This is a genomic window from Streptomyces sp. NPDC005803, from assembly GCF_040630435.1.
Lineage (GTDB): Bacteria > Actinomycetota > Actinomycetes > Streptomycetales > Streptomycetaceae > Streptomyces.
In genome coordinates this window covers 520,899-539,963 of record NZ_JBEXXO010000002.1, presented here as the reverse complement: position 1 = coordinate 539,963, position 19,065 = coordinate 520,899, and the positions used below count along the sequence as shown (strand labels likewise).

The 19,065-nt window shown below is 71.4% G+C and carries 15 protein-coding genes and 1 pseudogene; 8 read left to right on the top strand and 8 right to left on the bottom strand.

What is annotated here, in order from left to right; all coding sequences use genetic code 11:
- Positions 1-329 precede the first annotated feature (329 nt).
- Together ABZ454_RS05095 and ABZ454_RS05090 are read left to right on the top strand one after the other, a co-directional pair.
- Positions 330-1,814, top strand: a complete 1,485-nt coding sequence (locus ABZ454_RS05095) for an SDR family NAD(P)-dependent oxidoreductase (protein WP_356319783.1) — start codon at positions 330-332, stop codon at positions 1,812-1,814.
- Positions 1,815-2,166: 352 nt separating this feature from the next.
- Positions 2,167-2,343: a hypothetical protein gene (locus ABZ454_RS05090; RefSeq protein ID WP_356319784.1), complete on the top strand. Its 177-nt coding sequence runs from the start codon at positions 2,167-2,169 to the stop codon at positions 2,341-2,343.
- Positions 2,344-2,430: 87 nt separating this feature from the next.
- Here ABZ454_RS05090 and ABZ454_RS05085 read toward each other — a convergent pair.
- Positions 2,431-2,784, bottom strand: a pseudogene (locus ABZ454_RS05085) (CrcB family protein).
- Positions 2,785-3,005: 221 nt separating this feature from the next.
- On the opposite strand from ABZ454_RS05085, the gene ABZ454_RS05080 reads away from it, so the two are divergent.
- Positions 3,006-5,366, top strand: coding sequence for an alpha-L-fucosidase (locus ABZ454_RS05080; protein WP_359536119.1), 2,361 nt, complete (start codon positions 3,006-3,008; stop codon positions 5,364-5,366).
- On the opposite strand, the gene ABZ454_RS05075 is transcribed toward ABZ454_RS05080, so the two are convergent.
- Genes ABZ454_RS05075 through ABZ454_RS05065 form a run of 3 tightly spaced genes read right to left on the bottom strand, consistent with a single transcriptional unit; the run spans position 5,344 to position 8,192 of the window.
- A complete protein-coding gene (locus tag ABZ454_RS05075) occupies positions 5,344-6,780 on the bottom strand; it encodes a lipase maturation factor family protein (RefSeq protein WP_359536118.1) in 1,437 nt (478 codons plus the stop codon). The genes ABZ454_RS05080 and ABZ454_RS05075 overlap by 23 nt on opposite strands.
- A gap of 36 nt (positions 6,781-6,816) precedes the next feature.
- Positions 6,817-7,341: a DUF1990 domain-containing protein gene (locus tag ABZ454_RS05070; protein ID WP_359536117.1), complete on the bottom strand. Its 525-nt coding sequence runs from the start codon at positions 7,339-7,341 to the stop codon at positions 6,817-6,819.
- Positions 7,338-8,192 (bottom strand): YndJ family protein, encoded by an 855-nt coding sequence (locus ABZ454_RS05065; RefSeq protein WP_359536116.1) that lies wholly within the window; start codon positions 8,190-8,192, stop codon positions 7,338-7,340. The genes ABZ454_RS05070 and ABZ454_RS05065 overlap by 4 nt, the downstream gene beginning before the upstream one ends.
- Positions 8,193-8,391: 199 nt before the next feature.
- On the opposite strand from ABZ454_RS05065, the gene ABZ454_RS05060 reads away from it, so the two are divergent.
- Entirely contained in the window at positions 8,392-9,624 is a 1,233-nt protein-coding gene (locus tag ABZ454_RS05060; RefSeq protein WP_359536115.1) for a DUF6777 domain-containing protein, read from the top strand.
- 94 nt (positions 9,625-9,718) lie between these two features.
- Here the strand turns inward: ABZ454_RS05060 and ABZ454_RS05055 are convergent, their stop codons facing one another.
- Together ABZ454_RS05055 and sigJ are read right to left on the bottom strand one after the other, a co-directional pair.
- Positions 9,719-10,168 carry a VOC family protein gene (locus tag ABZ454_RS05055; protein ID WP_359536114.1) on the bottom strand — a complete coding sequence of 150 codons (450 nt, stop codon included), beginning with the start codon at positions 10,166-10,168 and terminating at the stop codon, positions 9,719-9,721.
- 103 nt (positions 10,169-10,271) lie between these two features.
- Complete coding sequence (gene sigJ / locus ABZ454_RS05050; RefSeq protein WP_359536113.1) at positions 10,272-11,228, bottom strand: RNA polymerase sigma factor SigJ; 957 nt, start codon at positions 11,226-11,228, stop codon at positions 10,272-10,274.
- 209 nt (positions 11,229-11,437) lie between these two features.
- On the opposite strand from sigJ, the gene ABZ454_RS05045 reads away from it, so the two are divergent.
- Together ABZ454_RS05045 and ABZ454_RS05040 are read left to right on the top strand one after the other, a co-directional pair.
- Complete coding sequence (locus tag ABZ454_RS05045) at positions 11,438-12,016, top strand: NAD(P)H-dependent oxidoreductase (RefSeq protein WP_359536112.1); 579 nt, start codon at positions 11,438-11,440, stop codon at positions 12,014-12,016.
- A 42-nt stretch (positions 12,017-12,058) separates the two neighbouring features.
- Complete coding sequence (locus ABZ454_RS05040) at positions 12,059-12,904, top strand: nuclear transport factor 2 family protein (RefSeq protein WP_359536111.1); 846 nt, start codon at positions 12,059-12,061, stop codon at positions 12,902-12,904.
- A gap of 21 nt (positions 12,905-12,925) precedes the next feature.
- Here ABZ454_RS05040 and ABZ454_RS05035 read toward each other — a convergent pair whose 3' ends face one another.
- Positions 12,926-14,359 (bottom strand): carotenoid oxygenase family protein, encoded by a 1,434-nt coding sequence (locus ABZ454_RS05035; protein ID WP_359536110.1) that lies wholly within the window; start codon positions 14,357-14,359, stop codon positions 12,926-12,928.
- A gap of 182 nt (positions 14,360-14,541) precedes the next feature.
- Here ABZ454_RS05035 and ABZ454_RS05030 point away from each other — a divergent pair, with 182 nt between their 5' ends.
- Positions 14,542-15,138: a hypothetical protein gene (locus tag ABZ454_RS05030; RefSeq protein ID WP_356319804.1), complete on the top strand. Its 597-nt coding sequence runs from the start codon at positions 14,542-14,544 to the stop codon at positions 15,136-15,138.
- 164 nt (positions 15,139-15,302) lie between these two features.
- On the opposite strand, the gene ABZ454_RS05025 is transcribed toward ABZ454_RS05030, so the two are convergent.
- Positions 15,303-16,670, bottom strand: coding sequence for an FAD-dependent oxidoreductase (locus tag ABZ454_RS05025; RefSeq protein ID WP_359536109.1), 1,368 nt, complete (start codon positions 16,668-16,670; stop codon positions 15,303-15,305).
- A 285-nt stretch (positions 16,671-16,955) separates the two neighbouring features.
- Here ABZ454_RS05025 and ABZ454_RS05020 point away from each other — a divergent pair, with 285 nt between their 5' ends.
- On the top strand, positions 16,956-19,022 hold the full coding sequence (locus tag ABZ454_RS05020; RefSeq protein ID WP_359536108.1) for a SpoIIE family protein phosphatase: 2,067 nt from the start codon (positions 16,956-16,958) through the stop codon (positions 19,020-19,022).
- Positions 19,023-19,065: the final 43 nt, after the last annotated feature.

The following is a 19,065-nucleotide window of genomic DNA, read 5'->3' as shown; positions in this document are numbered from 1 at the left end:
CTCCTTTTCGCCCGCACGACATACCGGTCGAAATGCGACTGTGAGATGCATCTCGACCAGCCCCGGCCGAACAGGAGCGCGGGCCCCGGCTCTTGGCGCCGGCGCGCACCCCCCTCTGTGTTCGCCGGCCGCTCTCCTCACGCACTCGAATGGAGCAGCACCCGGAGCATGGCAAACTTGACGGGGGCGTTCGGCCCGCAGTGCGGCGGCTTCGCGCAGAAGCCCGCGGCCGGGCCAGTCCCGTGGATGTCCGTCCTCGTGAGCCCGGCTCGGCGGCGCGCCATGGTCCGCCGAGAGAATCCGGCGGCACAAGGGACAGAGGAACGGCAATGACGGTGACAGAGGACAGCCCGGAGATCGCGCCCGGAACCGAGGAGTTCGGTCCCGGTATCGACCCGCAGCGGCTGGCCGTCTGCCTGAGCGTGCTCGACGAACTCGACTCCATCGAGGTCGACCACCCGGACGCCATCCTGGTGCGCCGCGCCACCGCCGGTATCTACCGGACCGTGAAGCAGCGCCGCCGCCAGGAGCGCCGGGCCGCGAAGACCGCGCACGACAAGGCCGTGACCGAGGCGACCGCGACCGGCTCGGCCGAGCGCATCGACGACGAGACCCAGGGGGTCCTGCCCTCCTCCTCGGCCGCCTCCGAGATCGCGGGGGTCCTCCAGCGGCCCAGGTCCTGCTACATCTGCAAGACGCGGTACGTGGAGGTCGACGCCTTCTACCACCAGCTCTGCCAGACGTGCGCCCGCGAGAACCGCGCCCGGCGCGACGCCCGCACCGACCTCACCGGCCGCCGGGCGCTGCTCACCGGGGGTCGCGCCAAGATCGGCATGTACATCGCGCTGCGGCTGCTCCGCGACGGCGCGCACACCACGATCACCACCCGCTTCCCCAACGACGCGATCCGCCGCTTCAAGGCGATGCCGGACAGCGACGAGTGGATCCACCGCCTGAAGATCGTGGGGATCGATCTGCGCGACCCCGCCCAGGTCGTCGCGCTCGCCGACTCGGTGGCCGCCGAGGGGCCGCTCGACATCCTGATCAACAACGCGGCCCAGACCGTCCGCCGCTCCCCGCAGGCGTACAGCGAGCTGCTCGGCGCCGAGTCCGCGCCGCTGCCGGCGGGCGAACTGCCGGCCGCCGAGGTGATCGGCACCTTCGGCAGCGGCACCGTCGACCGCGTGGCCGCGCTGCCCGCCGCCCGCAAGGAGGGGCTGAGCGCGCAGGACGTCACGGAGCTGGCCCTGGTGACCGGTTCGGCGTCGCTGGAGCGCATCGCGGCCGGCACCGCGATCGACGCGGGCGGGCTCGTCCCGGACCTGCACCACACCAACAGCTGGATCCAGACAGTCGACGAGGTCGAACCGATCGAACTGCTGGAAGTCCAGCTCTGCAACTCCACCGCGCCGTTCATCCTGATCAGCAGGCTCCGCCCCGCGATGGCCGCGACCGCCGCCAAGCACTCCTACGTGGTCAACGTTTCGGCGATGGAAGGCGTGTTCGGCCGCGGTTACAAGGGTGCGGGGCACCCGCACACCAACATGGCGAAGGCCGCGCTGAACATGCTGACCCGCACCAGTGCGCAGGAGATGTTCGAGAAGGACGGCATCCTGATGACCGCCGTCGACACCGGCTGGATCACCGACGAGCGTCCCCACCCCGACAAGATGCGCCTCGCCGAGGAGGGTTTCCACGCCCCGCTCGACCTGGTCGACGGCGCCGCCCGCGTCTACGACCCGATCGTCCGCGGCGAAGCGGGCGAGGCGATGTACGGCTGCTTCCTCAAGGACTACGCCCCCGCCAACTGGTAGCACTCCCGCGGCGTCGCCGCCGCCGCACGCGGTCGCGGACCCGGCCCGGGAAGCCTCCCGGGCCGGGTCTTTTCCATGGTCAGTGGCTGAAAGTGACCCAGGGCACACGTTCCATCGAGCAGAGGCGCGCTCATTTGGTTACTCTGAGGGGAACGGACGTCATCAAGGGATCCACGAAGGTTCCTCGACCGTCCTGGGACAGGCTCGTCAACCGGGCCGCCGTCCCGTCCCGTACCCGGCGCCACCGCGACCGAACAGATCCTGCCCTGCCCCGCACCACGGGCGACGACCACCGGATAGGACGCCGGAACGTCGGATACGCCGGGGGCTACGTGACACGAAGGAGTGCGCGGTGACGACACCAGAACTGACGAAGCACGATCAGCGGACGGCCGAACGGCCCGGAGAACGGACCCGTCGGCCCGAGAAGCTCCGGAACATCGAGGTCTGGGCGAGGTCCGCACCGATCCGGCTGGCCGGCTACGAGGACGACCTCGCCGAGCCGCACATCCTGCCCGGCGTCGACTGAGTGCTTCCCACCCGAGCTCCGGTCCGTACCCCGAAAGGGGCGGGGCCGGAGCTCGGTCGTTCCCCCGCGGCAGCGCGGGGGCGGCGTTCACGCGGCTGCCCCGGCAAACGCGAGTCCGACCCCCGCGCGGACGGTGAGCAGCAGATACCCGGCCGCCAGGCTCAGCCGGCGGGCGGACGTCAGGGTGAGCAGTGCGTACGAGAACGTGGACCAGGTCGACAGGGCCCCGCGGAACCCGGTGGCGAGGAGCTGATTCAGCCGGGCTCCGACGTCGCCGTCACCGCCTTCGCGACGAAGCCGAGGAACAGGGCCGCGCCGGCGTTGGCGGCGAAGGTGCCCCAGGAAGGCGCTGTGGAGGCGGAACGTCGCGTCGACGCTGAGGCGATAGCGCAGCGGCGGCCCCACCAGTCCGCCGGCGACTACGAGCAGCCAGTCGGTCATGAGGCGTCGTCCCCCGCGCCGTAGGGGCGACCGAAGGCGAAATGGGTGGCGAACGCGCCCCAAGCGGGTCTCCAGTGACGGGGCCTGTACGGGCCCGGCGCCGAACGCCCGACACATACCGGTTCCTCCACTCATTCATCCGATGGGTGTGGGGGTGGAGTTTCGTTCTGTCTGGAAGATTGCATTGACAGGTCCGCGTTGGGCTCCAATCATCGGATGTCATGACCGAACTTCCCAGGCGCCATGTACTCGGAATGACGGCAGGGGCGGCTGTCGGCGCCGCCCTGCTCACCCCCGCCACCGCCGAAGCGGCCCCGCGATCCGGAGCCGCCCCTGAACCCCCGCCCTCGCCCACCGGTGACTGGGGGCCCGTACCCCCGGCCGTCCCCGTCCCTCTCGACGACTGGTTCGACAACGACGGCATCGACACCGCCGAGGCCCGCGGCGGCAACTTCGACGGCTCCGGCTACACCTTCCCTGGCGAGGAACTCCCCGCAGGGGAGCGGGAGATAGCGGGCACGGTATTCCGTTTCCCGTCCGCCGGGGCGGGCGTCAAGAACAACATCGTGGCTCTCGGACAGCGCATCGACCTCCCGCAGGGGCGCTACCTCTCCGGGCTGTTCCTCACCTCGTGCAGTTACGGGGCCGCCTCCGGCAAGGCCACCGTCCACTATGCCGACGGCACCACGTCGGCCCCCGGCCTCGCCGGACCGGACTGGTACTCAGGCGGCGGCGAGCTCACCGCCGCCTACCGGTACGCCCCCGACGGTGCGAAGGACGCGCACCAGGTCTCCCTGGCCGTGTCGGAGATCGCGCTCGATCCCTCGAAGGAAGCCGTAGCCCTGACGCTTCCCACCACCCAGCCGGCCGAGGCGAACAGGTCCAGCCTGCACATCTTCGCGCTGTCCCTCCAACCCGCCGCGGAGGGCAGGGCACTGGCGGTGCGCGAGGCCCGTTCCACCACCTCTCTGCTGGAACACGGTGCACAGAGCGTCGAGGCCACCGTCGTCAACGCGGGCACGGTGGGCATTCTCGCCGCCGACGGCCTCACGCTCTCGGTGGACGTGCCCGGAGCGCGTACCGTCGCACCCGCCCGCATCACCCGGCTCGCCCCCGGCGAACAGGCCCGCGTCCGCATCGGGATCCGCAACAGACCGGGCACCTCGCCCGGCACCGCGCAGGACGGCAGCGTGGTCGCGCGCGGTCGCGGCCGGCAGGCGGCGACGGTCCGGCGCTCGCTCACGCTCGGGGTACCCGACTACACGCCGACGGACGAGTCCCTCTCCACCCACCAGGCGCCCTACTGGTTCCAGGACGCCAAGTTCGGGATCTTCATCCACTGGGGCATCTACTCCGTGCCGGCCTGGGCCCCGGTCGGCACGCAGTACGCCGAGTGGTACTGGAGCCAGATGCAGGACCCCGGCAACCCCACCTATGCCCACCACCGCGCCACCTACGGCGAGTCGTTCGCCTACGACGACTTCATCCCGCGGTTCCGCGCCGAGCGGTTCGACCCCCGGTCCTGGGTGGAGCTGTTCAGGGACGCGGGGGCCCAGTACCACATCCTCACCTCGAAGCACCACGAGGGCTTCGCCCTCTGGGACACCAAGCTCTCGGACCGCAACTCCGTGAAGATGGGACCCGGCCGCGACCTGATCAGGGAACTCTTCGACGCCTCGCGGCGCTACACCCCCGAACTCCACCGCGGGCTGTACTTCTCCATGCCCGAGTGGTTCAACCCCGACCACCCGTGGACGGGACACGCCCCGCGCAATCCCTACACCCAGGAGCCCGTCCCGTACACGGGCTACACGGCGGGCAAGGACTACGTCACCGAGTTCCAGGGCCCCCAGATGCTGGAGCTGATCGAGGGGTACGACCCCGAGATCATCTGGTGCGACATCGGCGGCGACAACGACAGCCACCGGGTGCTGGCCGAGTACTTCAACCACGCCAAGAACCGGGCCCGTCCGATCGACGTCACCGTCAACAACCGCTCCGGCATCGGGCCGCACGACTTCACCACGCCCGAGTATACGACGTACGACCAGATCGTCACCGCCAAGTGGGAGTCCAGCCGCGGCCTCGACCCGTACAGCTACGGCTACAACGCCCAGACGCCCGACGAGAAGTACATGACGGCCGAGGAGATCGTGCACTCCCTCGTCGACATCGTCTCCAAGAACGGCAACTTCCTGCTCGACATCGGTCCGAAGGCCGACGGAACCATTCCCGAGATCATGCAGCGCCGGCTGCGCGAGACGGGTGTGTGGCTGAAGACCAACGGAGAGGCCATCTACGAGACCACGTACTGGGCGCGGATGCCGCAGCTGGGCGAGGAGCTGAGGTTCACCGTCCGGCCCGGCCGGGCGTTCTACATCCACTCCCTGGTCAGGCCCGGGGCCACCGTGACCGTCGAGGCGCCGGTACCCGTGCGCAGCGGGGACCGGATCACCCTCCTCGGCCACGACCGTCCGCTCACCTGGCGCACGACGGGCGGCTCGCTGGTGATCGACGTGCCGGCGGCCGCCCGCAGGACGGGCGAACACGCCTGGGTGTTCAAGGTCGCCTGGACCCACTGAGGGGAGGGGCGTTCGCCGGCGTCGGCCGCAGGAACTCCCGCACGTAGGTGCGGTGCCACCAGCACCCGGTCTCCCGCAGTTCGCGCCAGGTCGTGTACCGGTAGCGGTACACCCTGGCGCGGACGTGCGCCGGCGGCTCGGCGGGGAACGGGTTGTACCGCAGCAGCCGCAGCGTGTCCCGGTCGTTCTCCAGCAGCCGCTCCACGAACGGCCCGAACCAGGGACGGGCGTACGCGGGCGAGAGCGCCGCGAACCACATCATCCAGTCGAGCCGCAGATGGTACGGGGCGAACTGGCGCGGCAGCCGCCGTGGATCGCCCGGCTTGCCCTTGAAGCCGTACTCCCGCCACACCGTGGCCGGGTGGATCACCTGCTCGTCGGTGCCCTCGACCACCACCTCCATTCGGACCCGGCTGATGCTGCCGAACGCGCCGTACGTGTTCACCAGGTGCAGCGGGTCGAAGGAGCGGTTCATCACCTGCCGGCGCGAGAACAGATTGCGGGCCGGGCGGTAGCTGAGGACCAGGACCAGGGCCGTGACGGCGATGACCAGCACCTCGTACCAGAGGGGAGCGGCGGCCTGCGCGGGCGGCTCGGCGACCGGGGACCAGTCCACCGCCGACAGGGCGAGGGCGATCGTCAGCCAGTTGAGCCAGGCGAAGTTTCCCGACAGCACCAGCCACAGCTGCGTGAGGACCATCAGCCCCGCCGCCGCGCTCGCCACCGGCTGCGGGGTGAAGAGCAGGACCGGCACGAGGAGCTGGGTCACATGGTTGGCAGCCACCTCGGCACGGTGCAGGGGCCGGGGGAGGTGGTGGAAGAACCAGCTCAGCGGGCCCGGCATCGGCTGGGTCTCGTGGTGGAAGTCCAGGCACGTCAGCTTGCGCCAGCACGCGTCCCCACGGATCTTGATCAGCCCGGCGCCGAACTCCACCCGGAACAGCACCCAGCGCAGCAGCCACAGCACGAGCACCGGCGGCGCGGTGTCCGCGTTGCCGAGGAAGACGGCGAGGAACCCCGTCTCCAGGAGCAGCGACTCCCAGCCGAAGCCGTACCAGACGCTCCCGACCTGGACGATCGACAGGTACAGCGCCCAGGGCAGTGCCCACAGGACCATGGCGCCCCACAGCGGTACGAGACGGTCCGCGCCCGCGAGCAGCGCGACGGCCAGCGCACAGCCGGACCAGGCGACCAGGGCGAAGAACCGGTCGGAGTAGTGGAGGCGGAAGAGCCCTGGTGCGACGCGCCAGTCCGTGCGCCGCAGCAGCTCGGGAACGGGCAGCATGCCGCGCTCGCCGATCAGCGCCCGGAACTGGAGCGCGGCGGTGAGGAAGGCGGTCAGGTAGATGACGGCCAGGGTCTTCTGGAAGAGGAGCCGGCCGAGCCAGTACCCGTCCGCGGTGAACCAGTTCATCGCTTCCAGTATCGGCCCGCCGCCGCTCCCCGCCCCTCAGACCTGGCGGGCGCGTCCCTCCGTGACGATCCGGCGCAGCGTGCGGCCGAGCCGGCGCGCGTACCAGTGCTGGACCATCGGCACGAGTGGTCCGGCGAGGCGGGTGTACCAAAGGGCGGGGCGGCTGAACGCCAGCACGGTGAACCAGACCGTGCCGTCGTCCGCCAGCTCGGCCACGAAGGCCTCCTCGCCGCACTCGGGGTGGCGGGCGAGCGTTCCGTACGCGAACCCGACGCGTGCGGGACCGTATTCGGCCCACACGACCTGGCACGGCGCGGTGAACCGGAGGGGGCCGACTCCCAGCGCCACCCGAACGGACGCGCCTGCCTCGGCGCGTGATGCGGAGGCCCTGACCTGGGCCCCGGAGGCGCGGTGCATGCGGAACGTGGTGATCGCGGCCCCCGCTTCCTCGAAGTCGGCGCGCCCGCGTCCGATCCGGGTGCGGTGGTGCAGGTGGTGGTAGCCGTCAGGGAGCGGGCCGAGCCGGGTGGCGCCCGCCTCCGGATACGTGAGGGTGCTCATGCGGTCCTTCCTTCGTGTGCGGTGCGGTGGTCCAGGCGCTGCCAGGCGAGCACCGAGCAGAGGGCGAAGCCCAGCGCGTTGCCCACGCCGTGCGTGGCGGCCATCCAGGTCAGGGTGGGGTGCGGGAGGCCGGTGGCCTCGCCCAGCGCCCAGCTCAACGCCAGCACCATGGTCGCCGCGAGCACGGCGGCCGAGGTGGCGAGCAGCAGCCGGGTGGCCAGATCGCGGGCCACGGGCCGGACCGTGCGCCAGGTCAGGAGGGCCACGGTCCACATGCCCGCTGTCAGGACCACGGCCCCGGCCAGTTCGGCCCGGTCGCCGATGAAGTAGCCGACCAGGACGAGCAGGGTTCCCAGGGGCACGCTCAGTGCCGCGAACCGGCCGGCCGCGCTGTCGGCCACGCGGCTGACCAGCCCCGCAACCAGAGCGGCGGCGAATCCGGCGAAATGGAAGTGCGGCACGGTCAGCGCCAGGATGCCGAGCCCGAAGCCGAACAGCGGGCTCCCCGAGCGCTCGGCGACCAGCGCGGTGGCGGCGACGGCCGGGGTCACCAGGGCGGTGAGCAGCGCGACCTCGGCAGGCGCGGTCCGCCACGACAGCAGGGGTCGCGGGCGCCGGACGGTACGGGCCAGGGCTTGCAGGGCGAGGAGCGCGGCGCCGAGGCCGTAGCCGAGGGCCAAGGCCGTGGCGGCCGGTCCGCGCGGCAGCCAGAGAGCGACGGCCCCCGGTGCGGCGAAGACGGGCCACAGCCGCCGCAGTCGGTCCAGTTCCGGGGCGTCCGCCAGTCGCAGGCCCACGGGGACGATCACCAGCATGCCCAGCATCACGATCAGGCCCACCAGGACCGACATGCTCCCACCCCCGCGCACTTGAACACGTTCAATTGCTGTCGGGGCCGACTCTACGGGCTTTCTTGAACGCGTTCAAGATGGTGGTCGCCCGTCTGCCGGAGGACCGCGCGCCGCGTGTCCCCGGCTTGCGGGGGAGGGGTAACTGGGGCACACATGAGGGGACCACCCCGGGGCCGGTGACCAGGCAGGAGAACTCGTCGTGCACGCACCGATACGCATGCGCCGCGCCGTGCTCGCCGTTCTGTCCGCCGGCATCCTCGTCACCGCGGGCTGTGCGCGGGAGACCGTGGGCGGTGGCCGAGGCACCGAGGGAACGGCCGAGGCCCAAGGGGTCCTCCTCCAGTCGGCCGCCGAGCAGGGGCCCGACCCCTTCACCCGGTCCACGGTGGAACCGGCCGGCGCGGCGCCGGCCGCGCCCCGCACGGCCCCACGGGGGACGGCCCCACCCGGCGGGGGAGCCCCGCACACCCTTCCCGGATCGACCCCCGGCCTCTACGGGGGCACCCGCTCCGTCGCCTCCTGCGACATCGGACAGCAGATCCACCTCCTCGCGGCCGACCCGGCCGCAGAGGCGGCGTTCGCCCGCGCGGCGGGCGTGCCCCGCGCCGGTGTCCCGGACTTCCTGCGCGGCCTGACGCCGGTGGTGCTGCGCGCCGACACACTGGTGGCCGACCACGGATTCCGGGCGGGCTCCGCCACCACGTTCCAGACCGTGCTCCAGGCCGGCACGGCCGTGCTGGTGGACGGCCGCGGTCTCCCCCGCGTCCGCTGCGCCTGCGGCAACCCGCTGAGCCGGCCCACCGGTACGGGGGGCGCGGAGTCCGGGCGGGGTGAGAAGTGGGCGGGCTACGACCCGGCCAGGATCGTCGTCGTCGCGCCCGCGCCCAAGCCCGTCACCGCGCTGGTCGTCGTCGACGCGGACCACAACAGCTGGATGGAACGGCCGGTCGGTGACGAGGGCGCCCGGGACCGTACCCCGAAGACGCCGCCGCCCTACGCTCCCGGCACCGACATCACCGGACCGCTGCCCTCCGCACCTCCGGTGAAGCCGAAGAAGCCGAAGAAGTCCGCGACGCCGGCTCCGTCGCGCTCCGCCCCCACGACCGGGGACTGCCCGACGGGTCCCCCGACTCCGCCCGGCGAGGCGGTCGCGGCCACGGAGGAGCCGACCGGTGCGCCGGCGCCGGCGAACTGCCCGACTCCGAGCGACATGCCGTCGGACGGTGCCACCGACGGATACCCCGAACCGTTCCCGGAGTACCCGACGGACGAGCCGACCGACGCCCCCGCGGACCCGGACGACCCACCCCCTGGCCTGGTGCCGCCCATGACGGACGAACCGCGGACAGCCATCGGCTTGCCACGGCAGGAGGAGGCGGAGGACGCCGACGAGGGCAGCTTCCAGCCCGTCGGGAACGCATGGTTCCCGTAGCGCCTCGCCAGATCCTGGGTCCGGTCCCGGAAATGTCGGGTCCGGGTCCGGGTCAGGTGGGGGCGTCCGTCGGAGGGACGAGGGCCACGCGTCGCTATGCGGTGAGGCCGGAGAACGCCGCGGTCGTGAGCTCCTGGAGCTCGGCGAGCGGGATGTCGCGGAGATGCTGTGTGAGGCCCCAACGATGGCCGAAGGGGTCGAGCAGCTGCCCCTCTCGCTCGCCCCAGAAGGTGTCGTTCAACGGACGGATCACGGTGGCTCCGGCCCCCACGGCCCGCTGCCAGGCCTCCTCGACGTCGTCGACGTGCAGATAAACGGCACCGTACGTGCCGCCGAAGTGCTGCGGCCCGAAGGACTCCATTTCGGGGAACTCGTCGGCCAGCATCAGGGTGAGCGTCCCGATGCGGACCTGGACGTGGATCAGCCGGCCGCCGGGTACCACCAGCCGGGTGAGCTCTGCGGCCCCGAAGGCCTGCCGGTACCAGGCGGATGCCTCGTCCGTGCCGCGAACGGTCAGGTGCAGGGTGTGGGAACTGAACGACATCGGTACTTCCTCTCCGACTCTCCGAGATCTTGGTCCGGCCGGTTCGTACGCCATTGGAGCGCACCGGCCGCCCGGCCCATCGACGGCGTTGCCGCACGAGTTGTCAGGCGCGAGGTGGACGCTCACCCCAACGGCTCCACGGCCGCAGCTTGTCCGGGTTGCGCATGGCCCAGATGCGTCGGATGTGGGACTCCTCGATGTCGAACGCGTACACCGTCAGCACCTGGCTGCCGTGCATCGCGACGAGGCCCGGCTGGCCGTTGACCGTGCGCTCGAGGAGGTCGAGCCGGCCGGCCAGTTCCGCCAGGCGTACCAGGAACTCCGCGACCCGGAGGTGGCCTCGGACCGGCGTCGGCGAGGCCGTCGCGCGACCGCCGCCGTCCGCGACGGCGACGACCGACGGGTCGAGGAGTCGTACCAGGGCATCGACGTCCATCGCCTGCCATGCCCGCCGGAACTCACCGACGACGGCGGAACGCCGCTGCGCGCGTGCGCCGCGGGTGCGCGCGGCGGCCACGCGCCGGCGGCCCGACGAGGCGAGCTCGCGGCAGGCCCCCGGCGTGCGGCCGACGATCCCGGCGACCTCGTTGAACGGCATGCGGAACACGTCGTGGAGCATGAAGGCGACGCGCTCGGCCGGCGTCATCGAGTCGAGCACGACCAGGAACGCCATCTCGACGGACTCGTCCAACGTGATGTGGTCGGCGGGGTCGGTCGCCGTCGATCCGTGGGAGAGCGCGCTCCACTCGGCCCGTGCCGGCAGAGGCTCCGGAATCCACTCACCGACGTACCGCTCACGGCGCATACGCGCCGAACGGAGCTGGTCCATGCAGATCCGGCTCACGACGGTGGTCAGCCAAGCCGCGGGATTCGAGACAGCGGCCCGGCGCTCGACGGCCTGCGCGAACCAGCGGGCGTACGCCTCCTGGACGGCGTCCTCCGCCTCGGTCAGCGAGCCGAGCAACCGGTAGGCGAGATTGGCGAGGTTGCGCCGCTCCGACATGAGCGGCTCGTCCTCGGGGCGCCCCGCCAGGTCTTCGTCTCCGCCTGTGATGTCCATTCGGTCAGCGCCTTTCACTCGCCAGGTACGGATCCTCCCCCGGGATACGACGGATCAGGGGCCGCCGATGTCAGACGGCGAGAACGGCAGCCACTCTCCTGACGATCCAGGCCACTGCCCCGTCGGTGTGGGTGCGGGCGCGGCGGCCGGATCACGACGGCCTCCGCGTGCCCGCGCTACGCCCCACGAATGGCTACAGGAGACGCATCATGACCAAGATCGGGATCATCATCGGCAGCACGCGTCCGGGACGGCTCGGCCCGCAAATCGCCGGGTGGGTCCACGACGCCGCGGCGCGGAGGTCCGACGCCGAGTTCGCGGTCATCGATCTCGCCGAGTTCCGGCTTCCGCTCTTCGACCAGGCGGTTCCACCCGCCATGGGAGGCACCGGAGGCCCCGAGGCCCAGGCCTGGGCGCGCACGGTCGACGCGTTCGACGGGTTCGTGTTCGTCACCCCGGAGTACAACAACCAGCTTCCCGCCGCACTCAAGAACGCGATCGACTTCGTCTGCGCCGGCTGGGCCGACAAGGCCGCCGGAATCGTCTCCTACGGCGGCGCCGGCGGCACCGGGTCCGCGGCCCAGCTGCGGCAGCTGTGCGGTCTGCTCGGGCTCGCCGACGTGCCGGGGCAGGTCTCCCTGCACCTGGCCACGGACTTCGCGGACTTCGCGGTGTTCGCTCCGAGCCGGTCCAGGGCGCGTGCGCTGGACGCCTTGCTCGACCATGTCGTCGCTTGGGCCTCGGCCCTCCAGCCCGTCAGAAGTGCCCGCACGGCGTCCGTGGCCTGAGCTGCCTCCGACCGACCGGGACCACAAGGGAGACGACCAGACATGCCCCATCTCACCGTCCATGCTCTCGAACCTCAGATCGCCGGGCACGAGAGCGACCTCATCGCCCGACTCACGGACGCGGTCACCTCCGTCTACGGAGAGTGGGCTCGCGACCTCGTGGTCGTACGGCTCGTGGCACTCGCGGCCGGCCGCTGGGCCGTCGGCGGCGTCGCGCGCCATGACGTGGCGCCCACCGTGACGTTGGCCGTGCGGGAGAAGGCGCTCTCCGGGGCCGACGGTCCGCGGACCGCGGCCCGGCTCGTCGCCGCGGTGACGGACGCCGTCGCGAGGGCGCTCGGCGAGCAGCATCGCGGCGGGACCGTCGTCGACCTGCTTGCCGCGTGTGACGATCGCACCGCCGTCGGCGGCCGTCTCGTGAGCGAGGCGGTCGTGAGCGAAGGGGACGAGCTGAGGGACCGCGTCGAGATCGAGGCGCTCCGCGCGGAGTTCACGGACGCCGCGATGATGAATGACCACGACCGCCTTGCCTCACTGTTCGTGCCGGACGGCGTCGTCCGCATCCCCGACGCCGGCATCGAGGCCGCCGGCCGCGAGGGGATCAGGAGCCTCGGGCGGCAACGTGAGGCCGGCTTCGAGGTCTTCGCCCAGACGACTCACCCCGGGGTCGTCTTCCTTTCGGGTGACACCGCGACCGGCCGCGCCTACCTCTCCGAGGTCATCCGCATCCGTGACGGCGCCTCGCACCTCAACCACGCGATCTACCACGACCGCTATCAGCGCACCCCGGACGGCTGGCGTTTCGTCGAACGGACGTATGAGATCCGCTATATGGACCCGACGCCACTCGCGGGGGGACCCGGTGGAACCCTCGCGGACCACGGATAGTTACCGCCGGCGCCCGGGACTTCACTCCTCCGTCGGCAGCCAGTTCCCATGGAGGCCGAGCGGGACCCGCACCGGGATCCGCACCCGGGCCACCGGGCCCGAGGAGGGATCGTCCGCCGGGATCACGAGCAGCCAACTGCTGTCGTCGGTGCGGTCGGTGGCGTACGTCATCCAGTGGCCGCCCGCGCCGGAGGTGCTGCCCGGTGAGGGGGCGAAGACCGGCTCGCCGACGGACAGATCGCCGGCCCGCCACACCACACTCGTGCCCGACGCGTCCCTGCCGTCGTACCAGCGCAGCGCATCGAACTCGCCCGGCAGCAGGTCCGGGTTGCCCGAGTCCGCGGCCACCGCCAGCTGCTGGTGCGGCCGGCCGATCAAACGGTCGTCCGTGCGGGGGAGTTCCATCCTGGCGTCGTCCAGCACGGTCCGGTGCATCGTGCCGGCGGCGGGATCGATGACCGCGCGGACCAGACCGGCGGTGTTGGGCCGTCCCGTGGGGTCCGGTACGCCCATGGAGAGGCGGGACCACTGCACGTAGTCCAGTACGACCTCACCGCCGTCGGGCTCGGTGTCGTAGGCGTTGACCGTGTGCCACAGCCAGAACGCCTCGTCGGACGCCCACCGCACGGGACCGCCGTCGCGGGGGACCAGGGCCACCCGGGTGCCGCGCTCGGGCCGCCAGTCGATCAGGGAACCCCCGCTCATCACGGCGGCGATGTCGAAGAACACCGGTGCCAGCACGAGCACCAGGAACCTCGCGGTCAGCGCCATGTCGTGGATCATCATCGGCGCGTCGAGTCCGTCGACCGCAGTGGGGCCGCGGGCCACGGAGCCGGTCGGATCGATGGCCGACCAGGTGAGATAGGGCGGTTCGAGGCCGTAGCAGAAGACGAGCATCTCCCCGGTGGCCGGGTCGGTCTTCGGGTGCGCCGTGATGCCGGCCGGCAGCGCTCCGCCGAACGTCTCCTTGCCGGCCGTCTCCAGCTCCGGTGTGACCAGGAAGGGGCAGTCGGACTCGGCGAGGGCCAGCAGGCGTCCCGCGTGGCGTACCACGTTGATGTTCGGAAGGTCGCGGAACGTGCCGGCCAACTCAGGGGCCACGTCGGGTGCCTGAGGCGTGATCATCGACTCGATCCCGCCCCACAACGCCCGGCCGGCGCGCTCTTCCGCGAGCACGGCGGGTGTGCGGACGAAGCGGTTGCGGTACCGGGCCTGCCCGCCGGAGAGCCGTACGCCGTGCAGCATGCCGTCTCCGTCGATCGGATAGAGGAACGAACCGATCGGGCTGAAGCGCGGGTTGGGACCGTTGCGCAGGAACAGCCCGTCGAGTCCGTCCGGCAGTTCGCCCACCACCTGGAGTCCGGACTCGTCCACCTCGTCGGTCACGGGGGCGTAGCGGCCGGACAGATGGACGACGCGGGCCGGGTCGAAGGCCTGCGAGGTATGAGCGGCCATGGTGGGGCCTCCCTTGCCGGGGTGTGCGCGCACCTGGAGACGTGCCGTGCCGATCCTTCATTCAACGCCCGGCCCGCAGCCGCTGCAACGCGTCCCGGGCGTGCGGGGATGCGGCGGGCGGGCCCCGGCCCCACCATGGAGGAAGCGGCAGGGTGCCGTGGGACATGCCCCGGAGGTGTCCGGTGGCTCAAGCCAATTCCGGGCGGCGGACCGGGAATCTGTTCTTCGCGTTCGCCCCGTGGATCATCTTCGACGTCATCGCGGCTCCCAGTACCTGGGAGTTCGCCACGCTGGCCGGTCTCGTCGCCGCCGTGGTACTCAATCTGCCCGACCTGCGCCGGGGTTCCTTCAAGGTGCTGGAGATCACCGGCATCGCCTTCTTCGCCGTCCTCAGCGTGCTGGCGCTGTTCCTGGACCGTCAGGACCTGCTCTGGGTGGAGAGGTACGCCCAGGTCCTGTCCAGCTCGGTGATCGCGGTGGTGGCGCTGGGCTCGCTCGCGTTCGTCCCGTTCACCGAGCAGTACGCGCGGGAGACCACGCCCCGTGAGGTGTGGGGATCGCCGGTGTTCCGGCAGGTGAACCAGGTGCTGACGCTGGTCTGGGGAGGGGTCTTCGCCGCGACCGCCCTGCTGGGCCTGCTCGCGGTGCACACCTCGTCCGGTGCCGACTGGTACAACTGGATCATCCCCGTCGTCCTGCTGGTGCTGGCAGTGCGCTTCACGGAACGCTATCCGGACCGCGTGCGCGAGCGGTCCCGGAGCGCACGCGCCGGCCCCTGACCGCGGGGCCGGCCTTTGGTTCGGACCTCTTGACGGAAGGTCGGCCGCTCCAAGGGCTGGACCTCGGCGACCACGTCAAGGCGCTGCAGGGCCGCTGACGCCTCCCCGGGACGGCGACGGCCCCGGAACCCCTGAACGGGGGTTCCGGGGCCGTCGCCGTGGTGTCAGTTGCCGGGCTCCGAAGCGTCCAGCATGGCGTCGCGCTCCACGACCTTCACCCGCTCGCGGCCCTGCGCATCGCCCAGGGCGCGCTCGTGCGCGTCCAGCCGGTACCAGCCCTCGCGGGTGGTGTAGCGGATGCCGCGGGACTCCAGGAACCCGGTCACGGCCGACGGCTCGGGCTGCGCCGGGGCGGGCAGCCGGCCGGCGGTGTGGTCCTCCAGCAGGCAGGCGACCGTTTCGTTGGCGTCGCCCTTGGTGTGCCCGATCAGGCCGATCGGGCCCCGCTTGATCCAGCCGGTGACGTACACCGACTCCATCGGCTCACCGCCCGCGAGCACCCGCCCGGCGGCGTGCGGAACGGTGCCGGACGCGACGTCGAACGGGAGCTTCGGCAGCTCCTGCGAGTAGTAGCCGACCGCGCGGTAGACGCTCTGGACGTCCCAGTCATGGAAACGGCCGGTGCCCTTCACGTTGCCGGTGCCGTCCAGCTCGGTGCGCTCGGTACGCAGTCCGACGACGGCGCCGTCCTCGCCGAGGATCTCCACGGGGGATTCGAAGAAGTGCAGGAAGAGCTTGTGCGGCCGGTCGCCGACGTCGCGGATCGCCCAGTTCTCCAGGGTGGAGGCCACCATGTTGGCCTGCTTGTTCCCGCGCCGGGTCTCGATCGAGCCCGCGTCGTAGTCGATGTCCTCGGGGTTGACGATGACCTCGATGTTCGGCGAGTGGTCCAGCTCCCGCAGCTCCATCGGGCTGAACTTGGCCTGGGCGGGACCGCGCCGCCCGAAGACGTGCACCTCCAGCGCCTTGTTGGCCTTGAGGCCGTCGTAGACGTTGGCGGGGATCTCGGTGGGCAGCAGTTCGTCGGCGGTCTTGGCGAGGATGCGGGCGACGTCCAGGGCCACGTTGCCCACACCCAGCACGGCGACCTTCTCCGCCTCCAGCGGCCAGGTGCGCGCCACGTCCGGGTGACCGTCGTACCAGGAGACGAACTCGGCGGCGCCGTGCGAGCCGTCCAGGTCGCTCCCCGGTATGTCGAGGGCGCGGTCGGCGTCGGCGCCGGTGGAGAAGATCACGGCGTCGTAGAACGTCCGCAGCTCGTCCAGGCCGATGTCGTTCGGGTAGTCGACATTGCCGAACAGCCGGATCTGCGGCTTGTCCAGGACCTGGTGGAGCGCCTGCACGATGCCCTTGATCCGCGGGTGGTCCGGGGCCACCCCGTAACGGATCAGGCCGAAGGGGGCGGGCATCCGCTCGAACAGGTCGATGGAGACACCCGGGTCGGTGGCGGCATCGGATTTGAGCAGCGCGTCCGCTGCGTAGATTCCGGCCGGGCCGGCTCCGACGATGGCTACGCGGACGGGGCGTGTCATGGAGGGCTGTTCCTTAGGACGAACGAGCAGGAGCGGGGCGGGCCGTGGTAAGGCTTGGCTTACTCCACCCCGACGCACACGTTAGCCGCTGTCCCTGCCCGCTTTCGGGGCGGGTCGGCGTTCTGCGGCGAAATCCGGCGCCCCGCACCTTTGCCGACCCGCGGAATCCCGGGGAATCTCCGGAAATACCGCTCGGCGGGACCGCTCGTGAATGTGTCCCATCGCACGTTCACCTCGTGGACAGTTCACTCGAAGAATCGGACAAATAGTGGCAGAGTGACCCACATGGATGATCGGGTAGCGGGTGCCCTGTCACTCCCGGACGACTGGCCCGCCCACCCGGACCTCAGTCTCGCCCTGAACCGAATGGGCAGCTTCGACTGGGACCTGGACAGCGGCCTCATGCACATGGACCAGCAGGCCCTCGACGTGTTCGACCTGCGGGCCGACGAGTACGACGACAGGCCGGCGACGCTCGCGACGCGGGTACCCCCGGACGAGGCCATGCGCCTGGACGGCATGGTGACGCAGGCCCTGAAGACGGGCCGGAGCAACTACGGGGCCTATTTCCGCATCCTGCGGCGCGACGGCAGCCTGCGCTGGATGCACACCCAGGGCTTCGTCCGACGGGACGACACGGGCCGGCCGCGCCGCATCATCGGCATCGTCCGGGACGCCACCGAGGAACTGGCGGACTCCACCGCCCGCCGTGAGCTGGACGAGGAGCGGCAGCGGCGGACGAGTCTGGTGGAGGCCACCACGGCCGCGCTGGCCCACGCCCGTACCGTCAAGGACGTCATCGACGTGCTCAAGAACTCCCAGGGGCTGGCTCACCTGGGGGCCACCAGCCTGGTGATGGGGCTGATCGAGGCCGGACGCATCCACCTGGTGGCCGACGGGCCCGACGGGGCCTTCGTGCCGGGCACCCGGTACACGCGGACGGACGAGCAGTACCCGATGAGCGAGGTCGTCCGCACGCTGGGGCCCCGCTTCATCGAGTCCGCCGAGGACTTCGCGGATTCGTACCCGGTCCTGTGGCCCCACATCAGCCACCTGGGCATCACCTCGGCCGCCTACCTGCCGCTGATCGCCCAGGCCCGCCCCATCGGCGCACTCGGGCTCCTCTACAGCGACAAGAACGGGTTCACCGGCGACGAACGCAATCTGCTCGTCGCCCTCGGCAGCTCCATCGCCCAGAGCCTCCAGCGCGCCATGCTGTACGAACAGGAGCACGACCTCGCCGAGGGGCTCCAGCAGGCGATGCTCCCGCGCCGCATCCCCGAGGTGCCCGGTGCGCAGATCGCCGTGCGCTACCGGTCGGCGAGGCTGGGCCGGGACATCGGCGGCGACTGGTACGACGTCATCCCGCTGCCCGGCGGCCGGGTCGGCGCCGTCATCGGGGACGTACAGGGCCACGACACGCACGCCGCCGCCGTCATGGGCCAGCTGCGCATCGTGCTCCGCGCGTACGCGGCCGAAGGGCACAGCCCCGCCACGGTCATGGCGCGGGCCTCGGTCTTCCTGCACGAGCTGGACACCGACCGCTTCGCGACCTGCACCTATGCCGAGGCCGACCTGACGACCGGCGTGGTGCAGGTGGTCCGGGCCGGGCATGTGGACCCGCTGGTGCGGGACGCCGACGGGAGCTGCCGCAAGGTGCTCGTCGAGGGCGGTCTGCCGCTGGGGCTGTCCGCGGAGTTCGGACGGCTGGAGTACCCGGTCAGCACGGTCGAGCTGGACCCCGGGCAGACCATGGTGCTGTTCACCGACGGCCTGGTGGAGCTGCCGGGAGCCGACCTCGACGAGGGCACGCAGTTGCTCGTCGCCATGATCAGGAAGGGCCCCCAGGACCTCCAGAAGCTGGCCGACCGGCTCTGCGCGGCGGTCGACGAACGCGGCGGTGAGGACGACGTGGCGGTGCTGCTGCTGCGCCGCAAGGCCGCCCACGCCCCGCAGCCCGGCGGCCGGCTCCAGCAGCACGTGGGGCAGAACGACCCGGAGGCGCTCAGCTCGGCGCGGCACATGATCCGTGCGGCGGTGCGGGCGTGGGGCGCCAAGGACCGCGCCGACGAGGTGGAGCTGGCCGCCGACGAGCTGACGACCAATGCCCTGATGCACACCGACGGCGGCGCGATCGTCACCATCCGGGTGCTCACCGGCCCCGAGCGGCGCCTGCGCGTCGATGTCGAGGACCGGTCCAGCGCGCTGCCGCGCCGCCGGGACGCGGGCGAGGCGGGGGTCTCGGGGCGGGGTCTCATGCTCGTCGACCGGCTGGCGGACGGCTGGGGCGTCGAGTCCCGGGGCACCGGCAAATGCGTCTGGTGCGAGTTCGTCATTCCGCCACGCGGCTGATCCGGTGAAGGCGGGAGCCGTTCACGGGGACTGCGTCCTACTG